The organism is Exiguobacterium sp. s150, assembly GCF_018618435.1.
GTDB classification, from domain to species: domain Bacteria; phylum Bacillota; class Bacilli; order Exiguobacteriales; family Exiguobacteriaceae; genus Exiguobacterium; species Exiguobacterium alkaliphilum.
The window spans coordinates 46,437-69,334 of record NZ_JACSMC010000010.1 but is presented as its reverse complement, the minus strand read 5'-3'; the positions used below and the strand labels follow the sequence as shown (position 1 = coordinate 69,334).

Annotated in this window: 16 protein-coding genes; all 16 read left to right on the top strand. The window is 55.2% G+C overall.

Going from position 1 to position 22,898, the window contains the following annotated elements; translation table 11 throughout:
* Nucleotides 1-3 precede the first annotated feature (3 nt).
* Complete coding sequence (gene purM / locus KNP76_RS07180; protein WP_214843757.1) at nucleotides 4-1,038, top strand: phosphoribosylformylglycinamidine cyclo-ligase; 1,035 nt, start codon at nucleotides 4-6, stop codon at nucleotides 1,036-1,038.
* Nucleotides 1,035-1,613: a phosphoribosylglycinamide formyltransferase gene (gene purN / locus KNP76_RS07175; RefSeq protein WP_214843754.1), complete on the top strand. Its 579-nt coding sequence runs from the start codon at nucleotides 1,035-1,037 to the stop codon at nucleotides 1,611-1,613. The genes purM and purN overlap by 4 nt, the downstream gene beginning before the upstream one ends.
* Nucleotides 1,610-3,130, top strand: a complete 1,521-nt coding sequence (purH, locus tag KNP76_RS07170; RefSeq protein ID WP_214843752.1) for a bifunctional phosphoribosylaminoimidazolecarboxamide formyltransferase/IMP cyclohydrolase — start codon at nucleotides 1,610-1,612, stop codon at nucleotides 3,128-3,130. The genes purN and purH overlap by 4 nt, the downstream gene beginning before the upstream one ends.
* Nucleotides 3,131-3,143: 13 nt before the next feature.
* Nucleotides 3,144-4,397 carry a phosphoribosylamine--glycine ligase gene (purD, locus tag KNP76_RS07165; RefSeq protein WP_034814337.1) on the top strand — a complete coding sequence of 418 codons (1,254 nt, stop codon included), beginning with the start codon at nucleotides 3,144-3,146 and terminating at the stop codon, nucleotides 4,395-4,397.
* Between the two features lie 99 nt (nucleotides 4,398-4,496).
* On the top strand, nucleotides 4,497-6,773 hold the full coding sequence (locus tag KNP76_RS07160; RefSeq protein WP_251137392.1) for a putative bifunctional diguanylate cyclase/phosphodiesterase: 2,277 nt from the start codon (nucleotides 4,497-4,499) through the stop codon (nucleotides 6,771-6,773).
* 174 nt (nucleotides 6,774-6,947) lie between these two features.
* Nucleotides 6,948-8,690 (top strand): adenine deaminase C-terminal domain-containing protein, encoded by a 1,743-nt coding sequence (locus KNP76_RS07155; protein ID WP_214843748.1) that lies wholly within the window; start codon nucleotides 6,948-6,950, stop codon nucleotides 8,688-8,690.
* A gap of 68 nt (nucleotides 8,691-8,758) precedes the next feature.
* Complete coding sequence (locus KNP76_RS07150; protein ID WP_024371764.1) at nucleotides 8,759-9,067, top strand: YerC/YecD family TrpR-related protein; 309 nt, start codon at nucleotides 8,759-8,761, stop codon at nucleotides 9,065-9,067.
* Between the two features lie 50 nt (nucleotides 9,068-9,117).
* Nucleotides 9,118-10,485, top strand: coding sequence for a TrkH family potassium uptake protein (locus KNP76_RS07145; RefSeq protein WP_251137391.1), 1,368 nt, complete (start codon nucleotides 9,118-9,120; stop codon nucleotides 10,483-10,485).
* A 12-nt stretch (nucleotides 10,486-10,497) separates the two neighbouring features.
* The gene (locus KNP76_RS07140; protein WP_034814342.1) at nucleotides 10,498-10,737 is read left to right on the top strand and encodes a hypothetical protein; all 240 of its coding nucleotides are present in this window, start codon (nucleotides 10,498-10,500) and stop codon (nucleotides 10,735-10,737) included.
* 92 nt (nucleotides 10,738-10,829) lie between these two features.
* Nucleotides 10,830-11,510, top strand: a complete 681-nt coding sequence (gene pcrB, locus KNP76_RS07135; RefSeq protein ID WP_214843747.1) for a heptaprenylglyceryl phosphate synthase — start codon at nucleotides 10,830-10,832, stop codon at nucleotides 11,508-11,510.
* A gap of 39 nt (nucleotides 11,511-11,549) precedes the next feature.
* Nucleotides 11,550-13,766: a DNA helicase PcrA gene (gene pcrA, locus KNP76_RS07130; RefSeq protein WP_034814344.1), complete on the top strand. Its 2,217-nt coding sequence runs from the start codon at nucleotides 11,550-11,552 to the stop codon at nucleotides 13,764-13,766.
* A gap of 9 nt (nucleotides 13,767-13,775) precedes the next feature.
* A complete protein-coding gene (gene ligA / locus KNP76_RS07125) occupies nucleotides 13,776-15,770 on the top strand; it encodes an NAD-dependent DNA ligase LigA (RefSeq protein ID WP_214843744.1) in 1,995 nt (664 codons plus the stop codon).
* A gap of 260 nt (nucleotides 15,771-16,030) precedes the next feature.
* Complete coding sequence (locus tag KNP76_RS07120; RefSeq protein WP_214843742.1) at nucleotides 16,031-17,944, top strand: DUF7507 domain-containing protein; 1,914 nt, start codon at nucleotides 16,031-16,033, stop codon at nucleotides 17,942-17,944.
* A gap of 139 nt (nucleotides 17,945-18,083) precedes the next feature.
* Nucleotides 18,084-19,262 (top strand): CamS family sex pheromone protein, encoded by a 1,179-nt coding sequence (locus KNP76_RS07115; protein ID WP_214843740.1) that lies wholly within the window; start codon nucleotides 18,084-18,086, stop codon nucleotides 19,260-19,262.
* Nucleotides 19,263-19,398: 136 nt separating this feature from the next.
* Nucleotides 19,399-20,265: a DnaJ domain-containing protein gene (locus KNP76_RS07110; protein ID WP_214843738.1), complete on the top strand. Its 867-nt coding sequence runs from the start codon at nucleotides 19,399-19,401 to the stop codon at nucleotides 20,263-20,265.
* Between the two features lie 18 nt (nucleotides 20,266-20,283).
* Nucleotides 20,284-22,875, top strand: coding sequence for an ATP-dependent chaperone ClpB (gene clpB, locus KNP76_RS07105; RefSeq protein WP_034814350.1), 2,592 nt, complete (start codon nucleotides 20,284-20,286; stop codon nucleotides 22,873-22,875).
* Nucleotides 22,876-22,898: the final 23 nt, after the last annotated feature.

Genomic DNA, 22,898 nt, shown 5'->3' with positions numbered 1-22,898 from the left:
ACGATGAGTTTAAGATATGAACAAGCGGGTGTGAATTTAGAGGCAGGCTATGAGGCTGTATCACGCATGAAGCGTCACGTCGCACGGACGATGCGTCCGGAGGTCATGACGGGACTTGGCAGTTTCGGCGCGATGATCGACCTCGGGTCGATGCAGATGAAGCATCCGATTCTCGTGAGCGGGACGGACGGGGTCGGGACGAAGCTTAAACTCGCGTTCGCGCTCGATCAACATGATACGATTGGGATTGACTGTGTGGCGATGTGCGTCAACGACTGCCTCGTCCACGGGGCCGAACCCCTCTATTTCTTAGACTACATCGCGACCGGGAAAGCCGAACCGGCGAAACTCGAGCGCATCGTCGCCGGTGTCGCCGAAGGCTGTGTCCAAGCGGGTTGTGCCCTCGTCGGCGGTGAGACGGCTGAGATGCCGGGCATGTACCCGGACGGCGAATATGACATCGCCGGGTTCGCTGTCGGTGTCGTCGAGAAAGAAGCGCTCATCGATGGGCAGACGATTGAAGCAGGGGATATCGTCCTCGGTCTCGCTTCGTCTGGCGTTCACTCGAACGGATTCTCGCTCGTCCGTCATATCGTCGAAGCGCAAGGGCTCGCCTATACGGACGAGATCGCCATGCTCGATACGACGCTCGGCAACGCGCTCTTACTGCCGACTCGAATTTATGCCGAGGCGGCGAAAGCAGCCATCGCGACAGGCCGCGTCCAAGGGATGGCCCATATCACGGGCGGTGGCTTCTATGAGAACGTGCCCCGGATGCTTCCGGAAGGACTCGGTGTCACGTTCAACGCCTCGAGCTGGCCGAGCCTGCCCGTGTTTGACTGGCTCGAACAAGTCGGTCACGTCTCGAAGCAAGAGATGTTCAACGTCTTCAATATGGGCATCGGCTTCATGATTGCCGTCCGCCCGGAAGATGTGGACGCCGTCGAAGCGGCTCTTGAACGCGCTGGGGAGACGGCGCACCGCATCGGGAAAGTCGACGCGAAGCCTGGCATCCGCATCATGGGAGTCGACCAGTGAAGCGGTTTGCCATCTTCGCTTCTGGCTCCGGCAGTAACGCGGAGACGATTTGGCAAGCGATTGAGCGGGGGGACTTGTCCGGTGAGTGTGTTTTGCTCGTGACGGACAAACCGGAGGCGAAAGTGCTCGAGCGAGCCGATGCCTATCACATCCCGAGCTTTTCGTTCATACCGAAAGCGTATGTGTCGAAGCGAGATTTCGAAGAAGAGATTCTTGTGTTGCTCCAGGCGCTCCGTGTCGACTACATCGTCTTGGCCGGTTATATGCGTTTGATTGGAGACGTCTTGCTCGAGGCGTATCCGAGTCACATTATCAATATCCATCCGTCGCTCCTCCCGGCATTCCCGGGAAAAGATGCAATCGGTCAAGCGCTTGATGCGGGCGCTACCGTCAGCGGCGTCACGATTCATTATGTTGATGCAGGGATGGACACAGGGCCCATTATCGCGCAGCGTGAGGTGGACATCGCAGGTTGTGATCGTGAAGAAGCGACACGTCGGATTCAGGCGGCAGAGCATGCGCTCTATCCGTATGTATTACATGAAGTGTTCAATCAACAGGAGGTTTTCAAGTGAGAGCATTATTAAGTGTGTCAGACAAAACAGGCATCATCGAGCTTGCGCGTGCATTCCATCAGGCGGGCATCGAACTCATTTCGACAGGTGGAACGGAAGCGGCGCTCGTCGCAGAAGGGTTACCGGTTAAAAACATTTCAGACGTGACTTCGTTCCCAGAGATGCTTGACGGCCGTGTGAAGACGCTCCATCCGCTCGTCCATGGCGGGTTGCTCGGGCGTCGCGATTTGCCTTCACACGTTGAACAGATGAAAGACCATCATATCGAGCCAATCGACTATGTCGTCGTCAACTTGTATCCGTTCAAAGAGACAATTGCAAAAGAAAATGCGACGTATGACGAGGCGATTGAGAATATCGATATCGGCGGACCTAGCATGCTTCGTTCTGCAGCGAAAAACCATGCGAGCGTGACGGTCGTCGTCGACCCGGCTGATTATCCGGTTGTGGCCGAGGAAGTCACGAACGGCGGGACCTCATTTGAGACACGTCAACGTCTCGCGACCAAAGCGTTCCGCCATACAGCGGCGTACGACGCGTTAATCGCCGACTATTTAGGACGACAAATCGGCGAGACGTTCCCGGAACAGTTGACGGTCACGTATGAGAAAGTGCAAGACCTCCGTTACGGGGAGAACCCACATCAACAGGCGGCATTTTACAAAACACCGCTCTATGACGGGATGACGCTCGCGAACGCAGTACAGCTCCACGGAAAAGAACTCTCATACAACAACATCCAAGACACGAACGCGGCACTCGAGGCGCTCACCGAGTTGACAGAGCCGGCAGCAGTCGTCGTCAAACATATGAACCCGTGCGGTGTCGCGGTCGGCGAGACGATTCACCAAGCGTTCACACGTGCCCATGCGGCCGACCCGGTCTCAATCTTCGGGGGAATCGTCGCGTTGAACCGGGAAGTCGACCTTGAGACGGCAGAAGCTCTTCGGGACATCTTCCTCGAGATCGTCATCGCGCCATCCTTTAGCGAGGCAGCACTTGACCGATTGAAAGAGAAGAAGAATCTCCGTCTGTTGACGCTCGACATGGGGCAGATGACGGGGACACGGTTGACGGCGGTCGCCGGTGGCTTGCTCGTCCAAGACGGGGATGACATGACGCTCGACGACGCCTCGTGCCAAATCGTGACGGACCGACGCCCGACGGCTTCTGAGTGGGAAGACTTAAAGCTCGCTTGGCGCGTCGTTAAACACGTGAAATCAAACGCGATCGTCGTCGCCAAAGACGAGACGACAATCGGGATTGGTGCTGGACAGATGAACCGGGTCGGGGCGGCGAAAATCGCCTTCGAACAAGCCGGTGAACGAGCCATCGGTGCGGCACTCGGTAGCGATGCGTTCTTCCCGATGGGCGACACGGTCGAAGCAGCGGCAGCGGCCGGCATTACGGCCATCATCCAGCCAGGCGGTTCGATTCGAGATGAAGAGTCGATCGAGGCGGCGAACCGTCATGGCATCACGATGGTGTTCACATCAGTCCGACACTTCAAACACTGAGAGGAGCGATATGATGAACGTACTCGTCATTGGACGCGGCGGGCGGGAACACGCCCTCGCCTGGAAATTGAAGCAGGACGGGCATGACGTCTTCGTCGCCCCGGGCAATCTCAACATGGGCGGCATGACGTGCGTGCCAATCGAAGAGACGGACGTCACGGCGCTCGTCTCGTTCGCCAAGGCAGAACAAATCGGTTGGACGATTGTCGGGCCGGAGTCGGCGCTCATGGCAGGCGTTGTCGACGTGTTCCAAAAAGAGGGCTTGCCGATTTTTGGCCCGACGAAAGCCGCCGCCCTGCTTGAAGGGAGCAAGGCGTTCGCGAAGGAAGTGATGCGCCAGGCGGACATTCCGACAGCGGCCTACGAGACGTTCACGGACGCAGCCTCGGCTCTCCGTTACATCGAGACGATGGGCGCCCCGCTTGTCGTCAAGGCGGACGGGCTCGCCGCCGGGAAAGGCGTGACGGTCGCCTTCTCGCTTGAAGAAGCAAGAGAAGCCATTACGGACATCTTCACGACCGACAAGTTCGGTGCACAGTCGCGTGTCGTCATCGAAGAGTTTTTGGAAGGTGAAGAGTTCTCGCTCATGGCGTTCGTCTCTGGTGACCACGTCATCCCGATGATCACGTCGCAAGACCATAAACGTGCCTATGACAACGATGAAGGACCGAACACGGGCGGGATGGGTGCGTATAGCCCGATGCCTCACCTTGCCGGAAGCGTTTATGATGAGGCGGTCGAACGTGTACTCCATCCGCTCGCGAAGACGATGGTTGAACGCGGGACGCCGTTCGAAGGCTTCCTGTACGCTGGGCTCATCTTGACGGCTGACGGGCCGAAAGTGATTGAGTTCAACGCGCGTTTCGGGGACCCGGAAACCGAAGTCATCATCCCGAACCTCGTTTCACCGCTCCTAGACGTCATCGAGGCCGTCGTCGCCAAGAAAACGTACGCCATCGAGTGGCTTGATGCTTACACGATTGGTGTCGTCGTGGCGGCGGAAGGCTATCCGTCGACAGCGGTGTCGGGTCAAGTGTTATCCGGGTTTGAGCGGTTATCTGGAGACGTCCTCGTCTTCCATGCCGGTACGACGAAACAAGATGGCGAGATTGTTGGGAATGGCGGGCGGTTGTTCGTCCTCACCTCGACGAAACCGACGTTACAAGAGGCAAGACGAACGGCATATGCCGCGCTTGAGACGCTCGAACTGCCGGAGACGTTTTACCGATCGGACATCGCGCACCGAGCACTTATACAGATTTTTTAAAGGATGGGTCAACCCATCCTTTTTTTCATGCGAAAAGAAGGAAATGCCAACTTCGTGTTCTACAATAATGATGTAGATTGAAGGAAGAAGGTGGTCGGCATGCGCATTCGGACAAAACTGATGATTGCGGTGGCGTTGAATATCCTCATTTTTGTCGGCGTCATCTTCTTTGTCGTCCGGCCTTATTTCATCGAACAGAGCATGGAGCGGGACCGGCTCGCGGTCGACAGTCAGATCGCGAGCGTGACCGAGACACTCGCGAATCGAAAGAGTAGCCTCGAGCGGACGCTCGTCGATTGGGCGGAATGGAACGACGCGTATGCGTTCGTCCAAGGAAAGAACGAGGCGTTCGTCGACAGCAACATCAGCGAGGCGTCGCTCGACAATTTGAACGTCAATGCGATGCTGTTTTTAAATCGGGACGGGGATGTGCATTACGCCACGTTCCAAAAGCAGGGCTTGTCGCTGACTGAGCCGGAGCAACAGGCGTTTTTGACCGATATCGCTTCACGCGTTCGAGCTGACGCCAACACGCGCAGTACGATTTATGAGAGCGAATACGGGCCCGTGTTTTATGCGACCCATCCGATTCTCCAAAGTGACCGTAGCGGTCCGGTCGAAGGGACGCTCGTCATGCTCGAGTTCGTCAGCAGTCATTTCGTCGCCGATTTGAGTGCCCAGACGAAGTTACCGCTCGCCGTAGGTCTGACCGAAGCGACCGATACGATGATCACGTCGCGGGACGGGCTGACACATGTCGTCATCCCGCTCGATACGGTGTATGACAAGACCGACTACGGCATCACGTTCGTCGTCGAACCGACACACTACGCGAACACGGTGTCGATGCTTCGGCTCGGGATGGTCGCGCTCGTCTTCCTCGGAACCGGCCTGTTCTTGTCGTTGTTATGGACGTTCCACCGTGTCGTCATTCGCCGTTTGATGGAAATTGGGGGCGAGTTGAAACAAATCACGGTCGAACGCGACAGTCGCCTGCGTCTCAGTATCGATGCGGGGAGCCGGGACGAGATTGAACAGATGGCCGCGAGTATGAACGAAGTGCTCGCCGCGCTCGAAGATACGCGAGCGGAAGTGCTCGATAAGGCGTATCGCGATGCGCTCACGCAACTGCCGAACCGACTCGCGGTCGAGGATTATTTCGCCGCCGTGCGAAAGACGTACCGTCACATCGGTGTGATTGGGCTCGATCTCGATGATTTTCGACGCATCAATGACCAGTTCGGGCACCGGACCGGGGATGCGGCTTTGATTTATATCGCCTCGCGGTTGAACTTCTATAAAGAAGAAGGGTTCGTTGCCCGAATCGGGGCAGATGAATTCATGTTCCTTCATCCGAACTGGACACTCGAGGAGTTACGTCCGGTCGCGAGACGGCTCATGAAAGATTTGGCGGACTGGGCCGACGTGAACGGGGTGACCGGGCTGACGACGACGATCGGACTCGACGTCTTCGCCTCCCATCATCCGCATCACACGTATGAGATTTTGATGGGACGTCTCGACGTCGTCTTGCACGAGGCGAAGCTGTCCGGGAAAAATCGGGTGCTCTCGTTCCAAGAGATTGAAGACGGTAGCCACTACTTGCAGACGCTCGAGATGGAACGTGATTTGCGCCGTGCGCTCGAAGAAGACGAGTTCGAACTGTATTATCAACCGATCGTCTCGCCTCATCCGTTCGCCGTGCGCGGCGTCGAGGCGCTCATCCGCTGGAATCATCCGGTGAAAGGGCAAGTCTCACCCGGATTGTTCATACCAATCGCCGAACAGCTCGGCCTCATCTCGGATATCGGACGTTGGGTGCTCCGTCAGGCTGTCCGGGAGATGCGTGAGCACGTGACACGTCACGAACTGTTCTTATCGATTAACGTCTCGAAACGTCAAATCGCGGATGGCTCGTTTTTAGGAGAGCTCGAGCGCATTTTACACGATCAAACGTTCAATCCGAGTAATCTGCACGTGGAAATCACGGAAAGTGAGGTCGGCGGCAATCTGTATGAGCTGCAACAGTTTATCAGCTCGTTGAAGGCGATCGGGGTAAAAATTTCCCTCGACGACTTCGGTGTTGGGACGTCCTCGCTCTCGTTTCTACAGTCGCTTCAACTCGACTTGATTAAAATCGATCAAAACTTCGTCAAAGGGATTCCGGAAAACACGTTCGACCGGGCGCTGTTAGAAGGGTTGTATCAGACTTTCCATACGCTCGGTCTCGATATCGTCACAGAAGGCGTCGAGCGCCCGGAACAGCTCGCGTTCGTGCTCGAGCATAGCAGTTCGTTGATTCAAGGGTATCATTACAGCAAACCGGTACCGCTCTCGCAATTGGAGAACTATTTGAAGAAAGTGGTCATGCTATAGGCGCCTCCTCGTAGGCGTCTTTATTTGTGTAAACTTTATGTGAATTTCGTTACAATGGTGAACATAACTTGCGACGGATTATGAGAAAAGGTAAACTTGAATCAGGTTAAAGAAAACGCTTACAAAATTATCGTCTGATAATAAAAGCAAGCGATTAAGGGAGGACTGGGTTCGATGCCAACCAAACGATCGGCGCGGGCACCGTGGTCAAAAACGATGATTCGCTCACAGCTCGAAGTCGTGGACCAAGTGCGACCGCCTTCGCTCGTCTTGACGAATGCGACATATTTGAACGTGTATGTGAAACAATGGAAGGAAGCCAACATCTGGATTGAAAACGACCGAATCGTTTATGTCGGGCCGGACTTGCCGAAAGCAGCGGTCGAGACAGTCGATGTTTCCGGGAAGTTTATCGTCCCAGGCTACATGGAGCCACACGCTCACCCATTCCAACTGTATAACCCGGCGACGCTGTCGAAGTATGCAGGCGAGCGGGGGACGACCACGCTCGTGAATGACAACATGCTTCTTTTTTTACAAAACAAGGAGCAAGCGTTTGCACAATTGGATGCGATGCAACAGTTGCCGACGAGCACGTATTGGTGGGCCCGTCTCGACACGCAAACGGAGCTTGACCGGGATAGTGTCCTCGTCGACACGGAACGTATCCATGACTGGTTCAACCATCCGGATGTCATCATGGCCGGCGAGTTGACGGCATGGCCGCGCACACTGAAGGGTGACGACGAGATGTTACAGTGGATGCTTGACGCAGAGTCTTGCGGGCTACCGGTCGAAGGACATTTCCCTGGTGCATCGGCGAAGACGCTCACGAAAATGGCGCTGATGGGTGTCCACAGCGACCATGAGGCGATGACGGCCGAAGAAGCGCTCTGTCGGCTCGAGCACGGTTATACGACGACGTTACGACACTCGTCGATTCGTCCGGATCTCCCGGAGATGATGGACGGTTTACTCAAGGCTGGGTTGACGGCGTTCGACCATTTGATGGTGACGACGGACGGTTCGACACCGGGCTTTTATGAGGCGGGCATGCAGGATCAACTCGTGAAGATCATGATGGAGGCGGGACTCGACCCGATTGAGGCGTATCGCATCGTCTCGTTGAACGTGGCCCGTCACTTCGACCTCGATCACGTCCTCGGATCGATTGCCCCGGGGCGGGTTGCCCATTTAAATATTCTCGACGCCGTGGACGAACCGCGTCCGACGAGCGTCATCGCAAAAGGACAATGGATTGTGCGCGACGGCGTCTCCCTGTTCCCGGACGAGCTCGTCGAGGCGGTGCTCGCGCTCATGCCGGCGACAGACGTCGAGATTGAGCTTACCCCGCAAGATTTGTCGTTCAGCATGCCCGTCGGCCTCGATATGGTCAACTCGGTCATCATGAAACTGTTTAAGATCACGCACGATACCGGGCAAGACGAACTGCCGCGCGAAGGGGACGAGTCGTTTCTCATGTTGCTCGACAAAGAAGGCAAGTGGCGGCTCAACACGGTACTGAAAGGATTCGCCAACGATTTCGGCGGTCTCGTCAGCTCGTACTCGATCAGTGGCGATTACTTGATTCTTGGGAAATGCAAACAAGACATGTTGACGGCGTTCGCGCGGATGAAAGAACTCGGCGGCGGCATCGTCCTCGTCGACCGTGGGGAAATCATCGCAGAAATCCCGCTCCCGCTCTGCGGCATGACCTCGACGGAGCCGATTGAGCGGTTGATCGAGCAGGAGAAACAGCTTCGGGAGGAGCTCGTGACACGTGGGTATCATTTCGAAGACCCGATTTACACGCTCTTGTTCCTCGCCTCGACACATTTGCCGTATGTGCGGGCGACGCCGCTCGGCATTTACGAAGTCATGAAAAAACAAATACTATTTCCAGCGATTTTGCGATGAACAGTTGAGTCCGAGGCAGTCGTGCTTTAAAATGATAAAGAAGTACGATGGAGAGAGGATGCTTGCGGATGCAACTCGATAAATTAAGAGGGCGTGAACTTGATCAGCTGTTTGAGGCGATCTTGAAGCTCGACACGCTCGAAGACTGTTATCAATTGTTTGAAGATTTAGCGACCGTCAACGAAGTCCAGGCGCTGGCCCAACGGTTAGAAGTGGCTCGCCAAATTCGTGAAGGTAGCACATATCATAAAATCGAAGAAGCGACAGGTGCTTCGACGGCTACGATTTCTCGTGTCAAGCGTTGCTTGAACTACGGGTCTGGTGGCTATGACCTTGCCCTTGAACGCCTAAACCAATCAGACAAAGGTGACTCGTAAGAGTCATCTTGTTTTTGATGGAGAGGAGGGGCATGATGCAAGACAAATTTATGAAACTTAATTTACAGCTGTTCTTTCGAAAACTGACACCGGTCCAGACGCTCGTCTTGATTTACAGCGCGGCCGCGATTTTGTCGATCATCCTGCTCGCTCTGCCAATCGCGCACAAGCCTGGTGTCACAATCACGTTCACCGACCTCGTCTTTTTCGCGGTCAGTTGTGTCAGTGTCACCGGACTCACGCCGATTGTCGTCGCGGACACGTTCTCGACGTTCGGACTATTCATCATCCTCTTCATCGTTCAAGTGAGCGGGGTCGGATTGATTAGTCTTCATGTCATCATGTGGATTTTGCTCGGGAAGCGTATCGGTTTCCGTGAGCGCCAACTCATTTTGCGTGACCAAAACCAGACGTCGATGTCTGGTATCATCAAGTACATCACCGAAATCGTCATCACGGTAATCGCGATCGAGGCAATCGGTGCGGTGCTACTCGGTGTTCACTACTTAAACTACTTTGACACGGCCGGCGAGGCATTCCTTCAAGGCTTGTTCGGGGCCGTAAGTGCGACGACGAACGCCGGATTCGATATTACCGGTAGCTCGCTTGCCCCGTTCCGGGAAGACCCGTTCGTCATCTTCATACAAATCGCGCTCATGACCGGCGGTGCCATCGGGTTCCCGGTGCTCGTCGAGATTCGAACGTATTTGACGAGCCGCATCATGCGCAAGCGTGAGAACTTCCCGCGCCGTTTCTCACTGTTCACGAAGTTGACGGTCTCGACGTTCTTCATCTTGATTGCAATCGGGACGGTCGGATTGTTCTTGTTCGAGTACAACAACGCCTTCAAAGAGTTGCCGCTCTGGCTCGCGCTGTCGGACTCGTTATTCCAGTCCGTGACGACGCGAAACGGGGGACTATCGACGGTCGACGTCAACTTGTTCTCGGAAGGCAGTATGTTGCTCTTATCGATTCTCATGTTCATCGGGGCCTCGCCGTCTTCGGTCGGTGGGGGGATTCGGACGACGACGTTCGCCGTCGCCGTGCTCGGGGTCATCGCGTTCATCCGTGGGGACTCGTCGATTAAAATTTTCGGACGCGAAATCGTGCTCGAAGATATTTGGAAAGCGTTCGTCATCATCACCGTCTCGCTCGCCGTCTTGCTGACGGGTGTCATGGTGCTCGCGTTCTTTGAGGACGCCTCGCTCACCCGGATCTTGTTCGAGGCGTGCTCGGCGTTCGGGACGACCGGACTTTCGGTCGGGCTGTCCTCGGAGTTCAGTAACGTCGGGAAATGGGTGCTCACGATTCTCATGTTCATCGGCCGGATTGGGGTCATCGCCTTCATCTTGATTTTGCAACGCCGTCAGCCGAAACGGATGTACAATTATCCGAAAGAATCGATTATCTTAGGTTAAGGAGACAAGGTCATGAAGGCATTTTGGATCAACTTCGGTTACGTGTTCGTCGTCCCGGTCTTGCCGTTTATCGCCATCGTGAACGGGACGGCGCTCTGTTCCCCTGATTCACCTTTGCTCGACATTCCAGTCCTCGGATTCTTTTTAGGGAATCCGCTCTGGTTCGTCCCGGTGTATGGGGTGTTTGCGCTCGTCGTCGCAAGATGGATGACCGCACGCGAACGCCGCACCGCCGAATCACGACACGTCTGAAGACTTGCTGCGGCAAGTCTTTTTTTCGTCAACAGATGCAACCGAGTCTAAAAATCGCTACACTAGAGAAGGTATCGAATGGAGGGAGCCGAATGGAATTTACGAAGTGGCGTCATGTCTTTAAGTTAGACCCGAACAAATCCATCGACGACGCGTCGCTCGAGGCGCTCATCCACTCAGGGACCGATGCCTTCCTCATCGGCGGGACGGACGGGGTGGACGCAGAGAACACGTACCGGCTCTATGAACGGTTAGCCGGGTGTGGCGTCCCGCTCGCGCTCGAAATGAGCCATCCCGACCAGACGGTGCGCGGCTTTCAGCACTACTTCATCCCGACCGTGTTGAACGCCGGGAGTGTCGATTGGGTGATCGGACACCAGGCGCGGGCGTTTGAATCATACGGACATTGGTTCGATGCGACGTGCGTGACCGGTCAAGGGTATATCGTCTTAAACCCCGAGGCGAAAGTCGCCGTCGTGACGGAAGCCAAGACGAACCTGTCGCTCGAGCAAGTCGTCGCCTACGCCGAGACGGGTCGATACGTGTTCCGACTGCCGTCCCTCTATCTCGAATATAGCGGCACGTTCGGCTCGCCGGACGTCGTCAAAGAAGTTCGTCTCGCTTTGCCGGACACGCACTTGTTTTACGGGGGTGGCATCGACGGGGCCGAGACGGCGCGCTTGATGGCCTCTTACGTAGATACGATTGTCGTCGGTAATGTCATTTATGAGAATCTCGACGGAGCGCTTGCGACCGTAGCAGCACTCCGATAAAATAAGAACAAACGTTTGGAATGAAGAAAGGAAACGATTATGTATAACTTGAGTGAAGAATTGGTCAAAGGCATGAACCCTCCACAAGCAGAAGCAGTCAAATATACGGACGGCCCGCTGCTCATCATGGCCGGGGCGGGGTCTGGGAAAACACGCGTCTTGACGCATCGCGTCGCCTATTTGATGGCGTCGAAACAGATTGCGCCGTGGAACATTCTCGCCATCACGTTTACGAACAAAGCGGCCCGTGAGATGAAAGACCGAATCGCCCGTCTCGTCGGCGGTGTCGCGGACGATATTTGGATTTCGACGTTCCACTCGATGTGCGTCCGAATTTTACGCCGGGACATCGATCGCATCCGTTATGACCGGAACTTCTCGATTCTTGACTCGTCCGATCAATTGACGGCGATCAAGCAAGTGCTCAAAGAGTTGAACCTTGACCCGAAAAAATACGAGCCACGGACGCTCCTCGGTATGATCTCGAACCATAAGAACGAGCTCCGCACGCCACAAGAGGCGGCCGCACTCGTCGGCAACAACCCGTACGAAAAAGTCATCTCGGACGTTTATACGGCCTATGAGAAGAAGTTGAAGCAAAACAACGTGCTCGACTTTGACGACTTGATTATGAAGGCGATCCAGTTGTTCCAAGAAGCGCCGGACGTGCTCGCGTTCTATCAGAAGAAATTTCGATACATCCATGTCGACGAGTATCAAGATACGAACCGGGCCCAATATACGCTCGTTAAACTGCTCGCCGAGGCGCATGAGAACTTGTGTGTCGTCGGGGACTCAGACCAGTCGATTTATCGCTGGCGCGGCGCCGACATCGCCAACATCTTGACGTTTGAGAAGGACTATCCGAGCGCGCACGTCATCTTGCTCGAACAGAACTATCGCTCGACGAAACGCATTCTAGAGGCGGCGAATGGGGTCATCCAAAACAACTCGAGCCGTAAAGATAAAAAATTGTGGACGGAAAACGCGGAAGGGGAGAAACTCCTCCTTCATGTCGCTTCAGACGACCGTGATGAAGCGTTCTTCATCATCAATCAGATGAAAGAGCTTCGCCAAGAAGGAATCGATTACGGCGAGATGGCCGTCCTTTACCGGACGAACGCCCAGTCACGTGGTCTCGAGGAGATGCTTCTCAAGTCGAACATCCCGTACAAGATGGTCGGTGGGACGAAGTTCTATGAACGAAAAGAAATCAAAGACATCTTGGCGTATTTGCGCTTAATCGCCAACCCGGATGAGGACATCTCGTTCGTCCGTGTCGTCAACGAACCGAAGCGGGGCATCGGCGCCGCGACGGTCGACAAGCTCGGCGACTTCGCCGCGATGCAAGGCGTATCCCTCATGGAAGCGATTCGGGACATCGAACTGTCGGGCATCGCCCCGCGCACAGCGACGAAACTCGCCGAATTCCGCAAACTCATGGTCGACCTTCGTCAAATGGCCGACTACTTGTCGATCTCCGAGTTGATTGAAGAAGTGTTGAAGAAGTCAGGCTACGAAGAGATGCTCAAAATCGAGAAGACGCTCGAAGCGGAGAGCCGGCTCGAGAACTTGCAGGAATTTCTCTCCGTCGCCCAAAACTTCGAAAAGGAAAGTGATGAACAGACGCTCGTCGCCTTCCTCACCGATTTGACGCTCGTCTCCGACCTCGATTCACTCGAAGAAGTCGACGAGTTGCATCAAGTCACCCTGATGACGCTCCACTCGGCGAAAGGACTCGAGTTCCCGGTCGTGTTCTTAATCGGAATGGAAGAAGGGTTGTTCCCGCATAGCCGTGCGTTGAACGACCCCGAGGAGATGGAAGAAGAGCGCCGTCTCGCCTACGTCGGCATCACGCGGGCCGAGAAGCGTCTCTATTTGACGCGAGCCCAGTCCCGCATGTTGTACGGCCGCTTTCAAAACAACCCGGAGTCGCGCTTCTTACATGAGTTGCCGGAGACGTTATTAGAACGTTCAGGTAAAGCGAAGAAGCCGATGCCATGGAATCCGGTCGAGTCGCCAGGGAAACTTCCCGTGAACGGCTTCAGCTCAAAACCGAAACCGAAGCTCGCCCAGTCGTCTGGCGCCGAGTCGATCGGTTGGAATGTCGGAGATAAAGCGAATCATAAGAAGTGGGGACAAGGCACGGTCGTTCAGACGCGTGGCGAAGGCGATCAGCTCGAACTCGATATCGCCTTCCCGGCCGTCGGCATCAAACGCCTACTCGCCAAGTTTGCCCCAATTGAAAAAGCGTGAGGTGATCATATGGAGATGGCAGAACGTGTTGAAGCGTTACGACAGAAGTTAAATCAGTACGGCTATGAATATTATGTGCTCGATCGACCGAGTGTCCCGGATGCGGAATACGACCGTCTCATGAACGAGCTCATCGAAATTGAGACTGATTATCCGGAACTCCGGAGTCCCGACTCACCGACGCAACGGGTCGGCGGCGCCCCGCTTGACGCGTTCGTCAAAGTGACGCACGACACACCGATGCTATCGCTCGGGAACGTCTTCTCAAAAGAAGAGCTCGTCGAATGGGTCGAACGCATCGAGAAAGACCTCGGCTACAGTCCACTGTTCGTCGCCGAGCTCAAGTTTGACGGGCTCGCCGTGTCGCTGAAATACGAGGACGGCCGGCTCGTCCGTGGCGCGACGCGCGGTGACGGGACGACCGGGGAAGACATCACGCAAAACTTAAAGACGATTCGTGCGATTCCGCTCCGATTGAACGAGGACGTCACGTTCGAGGTGCGCGGTGAGGCGTACATGCCGAAACGGTCGTTCGAACATTTGAACGACGAGCGCGAACGTCTCGGTGAACCGCTGTTCGCCAACCCGCGCAATGCGGCAGCCGGTTCGCTCCGACAGCTCGACTCGAAAATTGCGGCGGCGCGGAACTTGGCGTTCTTCGCCTACGGCCTCGTCTCGACCGATGACCTCGTCGCCTCGCACGACGAAGCACTCGCGTATTTAGGCCGTCTCGGCATCGCCGTCAGCCAAGAGTACACGACGTGTCAGACGGCCGATGAGTTGTGGGACTATATCGAGACGTACGTCACGAGACGGTCTGAACTCCCATATGAGATTGACGGCATCGTCATCAAAGTCGCGGCGTATGAAGAACAAGAGCAGCTCGGCTTCACAGCGAAGAGCCCTCGCTGGGCGGTTGCCTATAAGTTCCCGGCCGAGGAAGTCGTGACGACGATTGAAGACGTCGACTTCAGCGTCGGCCGGACCGGGAAAGTCACGCCACGGGCGCGGTTCGCACCGGTCTCCGTGGCCGGTTCGACCGTGACGTACGCGACGCTTCACAATGAAGACTTTATCAAAGAGAAGGACCTCCACATCGGCGATCGTGTCGTCATCAAGAAAGCCGGGGACGTCATCCCGGCCGTCGTCTCCGCGCTCGTTAGTGAACGGACCGGGAACGAACAGGAAATCGTCTTCCCGACACATTGTCCGGCGTGTGACTCGGAGCTCGTCCGATTAGAAGGCGAGGCCGATCATCGTTGTGTCAATCCGGAGTGTCCGGCTCAGCTATTAGAAGGGTTGATTCATTTCGTCTCACGTCCGGCGATGAATATCGATGGACTCGGTGAGAAAGTCATCACCCAACTGCATGAGGCCGGTCTCGTCCATAATGTCGCCGACTTGTATCGTCTTGACCGCGAGGCGCTCCTTGCGCTCGACCGGATGGGTGAGACGTCGGTGACGAACTTGCTCGCGGCGATCGAGCAATCGAAACAGAACTCGCTCGAACGGGTATTGTTCGCGCTCGGCATCCGTCTCGTCGGCCAAAAGGCGGCGACGCTCATCGCCGAACGATTCGAGACGATGGATCAAATCATGACGGCTTCTGTAGAAGCGTTGACGGCGATTGACGGCATCGGTACGAAGATGGCCGAATCGATCACCCTCTATTTCGAGAAACCGGAAGCCCAAGATCTCGTGCAGGAACTCGCTGAAGCAGGTGTCAATTTGACGTTCAAAGGGACGAAGCGCCCCGTCGACACGGACGCGCCGCTTGCAGGGAAGACGGTCGTCTTGACCGGCAAACTGCATGAGATGACGCGTGGCGAAGCCGGGAAGAAGCTTGAACTGCTCGGCGCGAGCGTCACCGGAAGCGTCAGCAAGAACACAGATTTGCTCGTCGCCGGTGAGAAGGCTGGTTCGAAATTGACGAAAGCGGAGTCACTCGGCATCGAAGTGTGGGACGAAGCGGCGCTCCTTTCGTTCTTATCCGAACAGAATTGAAACGAGTCACCATCTGAACGATTTTCAGATGGTGACTTTTTTTCATTGACCTAACGTTCAAAAAAATCAAGGTTTCGACGGATTTACGAAAACGCCGGAAGGGTAATGAATAGTATCCTTACAATTTGCAAAATCTTCCTGAATTAGAGGACCCTTTGACACCACGACTCGCGCACACACATCCTCTTTTCTCCCTCCGTGCCGAGGCGGTCATCGGACAGACATGTCGACTGGCATTCAGCTTAGAGGAGGGACACATCATGACGCACGCCACCCGTCAATGGACTGCATGGATCGCTTTGATTGCCTTATTGATCAGCTTACTTACACCGAACGTTCTTTACGCCGAGACCGCGAGTACGGTTTATGTACAGGTCGACTTGACGACCGAGGAAGCAGACAGCTTATTCGAATCGAGTCTCGTCTATGAAGACGTGACGTATTACGGGGTTCGGGAAACTATGGACACATGGCGCTTCATGATTGATGCGCCGAGCGTCGACGGGTCCTTGATTGACACGGTCACGCTGTACGATGAAGGTCGCGTGCCGTACTCGTTTACGGCCTTCACGATTACAGAGGGAGCGGCGATTGAACCGGTCGTGGAAGAAGTGTTAACGGAAACGCCACCTGTCGAAGAAACAGAGTCGGCGGAATTGATTGTTGAAGAAGTCGTGGAAGAAGCGCTTCCTGAAGAATCGGTTGTAGAAGCAACCGTCGCAGAGGAATCGAGCGTGGAAGAAGCAGGTGTCGAAGAACCGGTCGTGGACGTCGAGGTGATGACAGAAGAAATAGCGGCGACCTCTGTCACCCCTTCTGTCACGATCGAGAAGCTCGCACTCGGGGCGGACGGCGAAATCACGGAAGTGCTCGCAGGCGACTTGTTGACGTATCGACTCATCATCAACGTGACAGGGGCACCGATTGAAAACTTCTCGGTGTCGGACACGGTACCGGAAGCGTTGACGGTCGTCACGGATTCGGTTGAAGTGATTGGTCCGGAAGGTGTGGAGACGCCCGTCCCGACCGTCGTCAGCGGCCCGCCCGCCTTCTATTGGACGTTCCCGGTCATACCGGTCGGGACGACGACGATTCAGTTTGACACGTTCGCCCCAGACGTTGAGATGGAGACGGATGTGACGAACACGTTTTGTATCGGTGTCGAAAGCCAAGACATCCCGAACGACTGTGCAAACGTGACGGTGACCGTCGTGCCAAACCAAATGATTGGACTTGAGGTCGGAAAAGAAGCGAATATCGATCAAGCCGTCGTCGGCGGGATGATCCCGTACACGTTCGTCATCGAGAACACTGGGGAGACATCGCTCACGATCACTTCGATTGAAGATGAATTCTTTGACGGTGGCATCAGCACCGAAGCCGTCCGCGCATTCAATGAGACGTTGCAGACGAGACTCGACGGGTTGATTGGAGAGGACGGGCTCGCTCCGTTCGAACGGGTTGAAACGACAGTCAACCTTGACGTGCCGGACGATTACGACGCGGCGACCTATCCTGAAATCGGGAATATCTTCCGAGTGGCCGCGACTGACGAATACGGTCGCGTGATTGATGCCGAGAGCCAACAAATCGTCTTGTTGAACCGGATCGACTTCACCGTGACAAAAGAGGCGACTCCTAAAACGGTGCACCCGGGTGACACGATCATTTACACGTATACAATCACAAACACGTCGAACGTCACACTCCATTTCGTCGACGTGATGGAAGAATGGACGAGCGGGGCGTTGACCGTTGCAGAACAGCGTGAGACGACCGAGACGTTACGCGACGGCATGCGTGCCCTGGCGGAAGTCGAGAACGGCCTCATACCCGGTGAAGAAATCGTCTTGGAGATGGAGAAAGTCTTATTGCCATCTTATGATGTACGAGCTGGCGAGACGTTGACGAATCGGGTAACCTTCACATTCGAAGTGAGCGGCAATCGCGTCTCTCGCTCGGCCGAGGCGACGGTGCATGTCAAACAAGCCATTCCTGAACGGGAAGATGACAGCGCGTACGTCCCAGCACCGACGACACCGACAACACCGACACAGGGCACGCTTCCGATGACAGGTTCGACGAGTACATGGGTGACGGCGCTCGGTCTCGTGTTCCTCATCCTCGGGCTGTTCGTGTTGACACATCGACGGCGCCCGTCGAATAAAGCATAACGCGTCTTCCTCCGGCTCAAGCGCCGGAGGATTTTTTGTCTAGTGGACTGATTCCGCTTCGACACTTTTTTCAGCGGTCGATTTTGCTATAATAGAAAAAGTGTATGAGGAATCGACTTGTAAAAGGAGTTAACTATAGATGAAATGGAAACAACTCGTCATTCCCGCAGTGGCCGCCAGTTTGCTACTCAGTGGATGTTCAATGAAGATCCCGATGGGGGAAGAAGAAGCGACGCCGACCGGGAATGAGACGGTGTCAGAAGGGGTCACCCCTGCCATTGAGGCCCGTGATTCATACTATCAGATGGTGATTCCGTTCAAACCGGCCGCCGCCCGTGGACTCGCACAGCGTCAAGTTAGTTCCTCGCTCGAGCTTGAAGAAGTCGAGCTCGGCTTGATGCGTCATTCGACTGGAGCGTTCAATCCGGACCAGTTCGCGTATCAAGAAGGTCAGCTCTTGACGAACACCGACGTGTTACAGCTTCTCGGTCGTAAGAGCAAAGAGCAGGAAGATGGCGCCTTCGTCCCACTCAACCCTGCCTACCAGAACGGGACGGCGGAAGTCTCGGAGGCTGATTTTGTCGACGCGAACAAAGAATCGCCGCTCTATCTCGCCTCGCTCGTCGAACAGAACTACATGCAACGAGCCGATAACGGCTATACGCTCGGCGGTGTCTCGTTCGCGCTCATCTTGAACCGGGAGTACGTCTTCCAAGCTCCAAACTTCGGGCCGACATATACCGAGCGATTGGACGAGAGCAAAGTCATCGCGGAAGGCGAGCGGATGGCGAATGAACTCGTGACGCAACTGCGGGAACGGGAAGATTTCAAAGATCTCGATATTAACGTGGCGTTATATATGAAGGCTTCGCAAGGCTCGCCGACACCCGGAAACTACATCAAGTCGGCTTTCGTCGGCAAGTCGGATCAAATCGCCTCAGGTGATTGGAAAGCAATCGATGAGCGTTATTACTACTTCCCGTCACGTGAGGCGACGAACGAAGTGCGCGACGACTCTCAAAAGTTCACGTTGTTCAGTGACCGGATCGCCGACGTCTTCCCTGACTTTAGTGGGATGATCGGCAAAGGATTCTATCAAAACGGTGACTTGTCACGGCTAGAGATTGATATCCCGATTCAGTTCTATAGTCGCGCCGAACTCGTCGGCTTCACGCAACATATCGTCGGTTTGCTCGAGAACCGCTGGGAATACAATCGCAGCGTCCCGATTCGGATTAACGTTACTTCGCTCGGAGGCAACCCAGAAGTCACGATTGTGTTTGAAGAAGGCATGTCGAATCCAAAGGTATATTTCTAAGAGAAAGGGCTTCGTTTTGAAACGAAGTCCTTCTTTTTTTCGTATAAAATAGTGAGGGTAATCTTTGACCTTATTTGACCAATTGGGTAGAATAGACTTAACAGAATCGGGAAAGGGATAGGTGAGGTGAAACGAAATGGCAAAAAACTATTATGACGTCCTCGGCGTGTCGAGGCAGGCATCCGAGCAGGACATTAAACGAGCATATCGAAAGTTGGCCAAACAATACCATCCGGACGTAAATAAAGACCCGGGCGCACAAGACAAGTTCAAGGCGATTCAAGAAGCGTTTGACGTATTGAGCGACCCAGAGAAAAAAGCAAATTATGACCGCTACGGAAGTGCGGAAGGACCGACGTTTGGTGGCGGGACATATAGCGGAGATGGGTACGGAGAAGGTTCGGCCCAGTTTGAGGACTTGTTCCGACAATTCGGGGGCGGCTCACGGACGACGTCCCGGACGTTCGGGTTCGAGGACATGTTCGGCAGTTTCTTCAATCAAGCCGTCGAGGAAGACTTGGATGAGACGGTACGCGTCAACGTACCGCTCAGTCAATTGACGAAAGATGCGAAAGTGAGTTTGCGTCTCCAGTCGGGGACAGTGAACGTGAAGCTCCCCCAAGGGGCCTATGAGGGACAAAAGCTACGCCTAAAAGGGAAGAGCAGCAAAGTCGGGCAGTCCGGCGACCGCGGCGACGTCTACGTCGAGCTCCATTTCACGGACGACGAGGCGTATCATCGGGAAGGTGCGAACGTGATTACCGTCAAACGACTGCGCCCGCTCGCGTTTCTGGATGGGACGGAAGTCATCGTCGCGACGCTCGACGGGGGCCGCGTGAAATTGAAAGTGAAACCGGGTTCGCGTCCAGGGCAACGGATGCGGATTCCAGGACGTGGCTTTATGACGACCTCGAAAGTCCGGTCTGACTTGTTCGTCCAGCTCGAGGTCGACTTGCCACTCGACGCCGCCCACCGATCTGTTTATGAACAACTTGAACGCTGAACATAAGGAGGAAACGGGATGGATTTCAATCGATTTACCGATAAAGCGCATGAAAGCATCGTCAGTTCACAAGCGCTCGCGAAACAGTATCACCATAGTGAGATGAACGAATGGCACGTCTTGGCATCGATGATCTCGCAAACGGACGGCATCATCCCACTTTTGTTGCAGAAGATGGAGTTAAACGTCGCAGAGATTGAAGCCGAAGTGGCGATGGCGCTTAAAAATGCGCCGAAGTTGCAAAATCCGACGACGCCGATGATTTCGGCCTCGCTGTTGAACGTTTTGACGACGGCCGAACGTGAGGCGACCGGGATGAGTGACGAATACGTCTCTGTCGAACATGTGTTGCTCGGCATCCTGTTGAATAAAAGCCAAGCGCAAAGCATGCTCGAACGAAAAGGGGTAACCGAGGACAAGTTACGCGAGGCGCTCACCGCCGTCCGCGGCAATCGCCGCATCACCTCGAAATCTCCGGAAGCGACGTATGACGTGTTGACAAAATACGGACGTGACTTGATTCAAGAAGTGAAGACCGGAAAAATCGACCCTGTCATCGGGCGTGATAGCGAGATTCGCCGCGTCATCCGCATCTTGAGCCGGAAGACGAAGAATAACCCCGTCTTGATCGGGGAACCGGGTGTCGGGAAGACGGCCATCGTCGAAGGGCTCGCCCAGCGGATCGTCCGCGGGGACGTCCCGGAAAGTTTGAAAGACAAGACGATCTTTAGCCTCGACATGAGCTCGCTCGTCGCCGGTGCCAAATATCGCGGGGAGTTCGAAGAGCGTTTGCAAGCCGTCTTGAACGAAGTGAAAGAGGCGGAAGGGAAAATCATCCTCTTCATTGATGAATTGCATACAATCGTCGGGGCCGGTAAGTCCGAAGGGGCGATGGACGCCGGGAACATGCTCAAGCCGATGCTCGCCCGTGGTGAGCTCCATTGTATCGGGGCGACGACGCTCGATGAGTATCGTCAATATATCGAGAAAGATCCAGCACTCGAGCGACGCTTCCAACAAGTGCTCGTCGACGAACCGGATGTCGAAGACACGGTCTCGATCTTACGCGGCTTGAAAGAACGGTTCGAGATTCACCACGGTGTCCGCATTCATGACAACGCGCTCGTCGCGGCGGCCGTCTTGTCGAATCGCTACATTACCGACCGTTTCATGCCAGACAAAGCGATTGACCTCGTCGATGAGTCGTGCGCGATGATTCGGACCGAGATGGAATCGATGCCGGCCGAACTCGATGAACTCGTCCGTCGCGTCATGCAGCTCGAGATTGAAGAGGCGGCGCTCAAAAAAGAAAGCGACGACGCGTCGAAGAAACGGCTCGAGGCGCTTCAACAAGAACTCGCCTCGTCACGCGAACAAGCGGACGCGCTTCGTCTACGTTGGGAAAACGAGAAAGAATCGACCCACCGCGTCCAACACATCCGTGGCGACCTTGAGAAAGTGAAGCTCGAACTGCAAGAGGCAGAGAGCCGCTACGACTTGAACCGGGCGTCGGAACTCAAATACGGACGTATCCCGGAACTCGAGCGTGAACTTGAAGAAGCCGAACGTCTCGCGGGATCGGTGACGCGTGAACTCGTCCGGGAGGAAGTGACGGAAGAAGAGATTGCCGAGGTCGTCTCGAAATGGACGGGCATCCCGGTGACGAAGCTGACCGAAGGGGAACGGGACAAGTTGCTCAACCTCGAGACGGTGCTCCACCAACGCGTCTTCGGCCAAGACGATGCGATTCGCCTCGTCAGCGACGCCGTCATCCGAGCACGGGCCGGCATTAAAGATCCGAACCGCCCGATCGGGTCGTTCCTCTTCCTTGGGCCGACCGGGGTCGGGAAGACGGAACTCGGGAAAGCGCTCGCCGAGGCGATGTTCGATTCGGAAGACCATATCGTTCGTCTCGACATGAGCGAGTATATGGAGAAACATGCCGTGTCGCGTCTCGTCGGTGCGCCTCCGGGCTATATCGGCTACGAGGAAGGCGGTCAATTGACGGAAGCGGTCCGTCGCAATCCGTACTCGGTGTTACTACTCGATGAAGTCGAGAAAGCGCACGCCGACGTGTTCAACATCTTGCTCCAGTTGCTCGATGACGGTCGCTTGACCGACTCGCACGGACGAGTCGTCGATTTCAAGAACACGATTGTCATCATGACGTCGAATATTGGGGCCGACATCTTGCTCGAGGCGGCGAAAGACGGCGTCATCGATGAGGCGGAGGAACGTCAAGTCATCGAGCGACTCCGTCGTCACTTCCGACCGGAGTTCTTGAACCGTGTCGATGAGACGATTCTGTTCCATCCGCTCACACGCGACCAAATCGGCCAAATCGTCGAGAAGGCGGTCGCCCGGATGGGAAGCCGTTTGACGGCCCGCTCGATTCACATCGAAATCACCGACGCGGCGAAAGCGTTCATCGCGGATGAGGCGTATGAACCGCAGTTCGGGGCCCGTCCAATTAACCGCTATGTGCAGCGGACGATTGAGACAAAGCTTGCCCGCAGCATCCTCGCCGGTGACGTCGAGGATGGCCAGACCGTGATGATTGATGTCGAGAACGGAGAGTTGACACTCCGTCCGACAACCGTGACCTATTAAGGAAAGGAGCGCCAGCAGATGCC

Excerpts from the sequence above, each read along its gene's own strand:
- KNP76_RS07120 (WP_214843742.1), top strand. The coding sequence starts at position 16,031 with ATGACGCACGCCACCCGTCAATGGACTGCATGGATCGCTTTGATTGCC.
- ligA (WP_214843744.1), top strand. The coding sequence starts at position 13,776 with ATGGAGATGGCAGAACGTGTTGAAGCGTTACGACAGAAGTTAAATCAG.
- clpB (WP_034814350.1), top strand. The coding sequence starts at position 20,284 with ATGGATTTCAATCGATTTACCGATAAAGCGCATGAAAGCATCGTCAGT.
- KNP76_RS07115 (WP_214843740.1), top strand. The coding sequence starts at position 18,084 with ATGAAATGGAAACAACTCGTCATTCCCGCAGTGGCCGCCAGTTTGCTA.
- KNP76_RS07150 (WP_024371764.1), top strand. The coding sequence starts at position 8,759 with ATGCAACTCGATAAATTAAGAGGGCGTGAACTTGATCAGCTGTTTGAG.
- KNP76_RS07140 (WP_034814342.1), top strand. The coding sequence starts at position 10,498 with ATGAAGGCATTTTGGATCAACTTCGGTTACGTGTTCGTCGTCCCGGTC.
- KNP76_RS07155 (WP_214843748.1), top strand. The coding sequence starts at position 6,948 with ATGCCAACCAAACGATCGGCGCGGGCACCGTGGTCAAAAACGATGATT.
- purD (WP_034814337.1), top strand. The coding sequence starts at position 3,144 with ATGAACGTACTCGTCATTGGACGCGGCGGGCGGGAACACGCCCTCGCC.
- purM (WP_214843757.1), top strand. The coding sequence starts at position 4 with ATGAGTTTAAGATATGAACAAGCGGGTGTGAATTTAGAGGCAGGCTAT.
- KNP76_RS07145 (WP_251137391.1), top strand. The coding sequence starts at position 9,118 with ATGAAACTTAATTTACAGCTGTTCTTTCGAAAACTGACACCGGTCCAG.
- pcrB (WP_214843747.1), top strand. The coding sequence starts at position 10,830 with ATGGAATTTACGAAGTGGCGTCATGTCTTTAAGTTAGACCCGAACAAA.
- KNP76_RS07160 (WP_251137392.1), top strand. The coding sequence starts at position 4,497 with ATGCGCATTCGGACAAAACTGATGATTGCGGTGGCGTTGAATATCCTC.
- KNP76_RS07110 (WP_214843738.1), top strand. The coding sequence starts at position 19,399 with ATGGCAAAAAACTATTATGACGTCCTCGGCGTGTCGAGGCAGGCATCC.
- pcrA (WP_034814344.1), top strand. The coding sequence starts at position 11,550 with ATGTATAACTTGAGTGAAGAATTGGTCAAAGGCATGAACCCTCCACAA.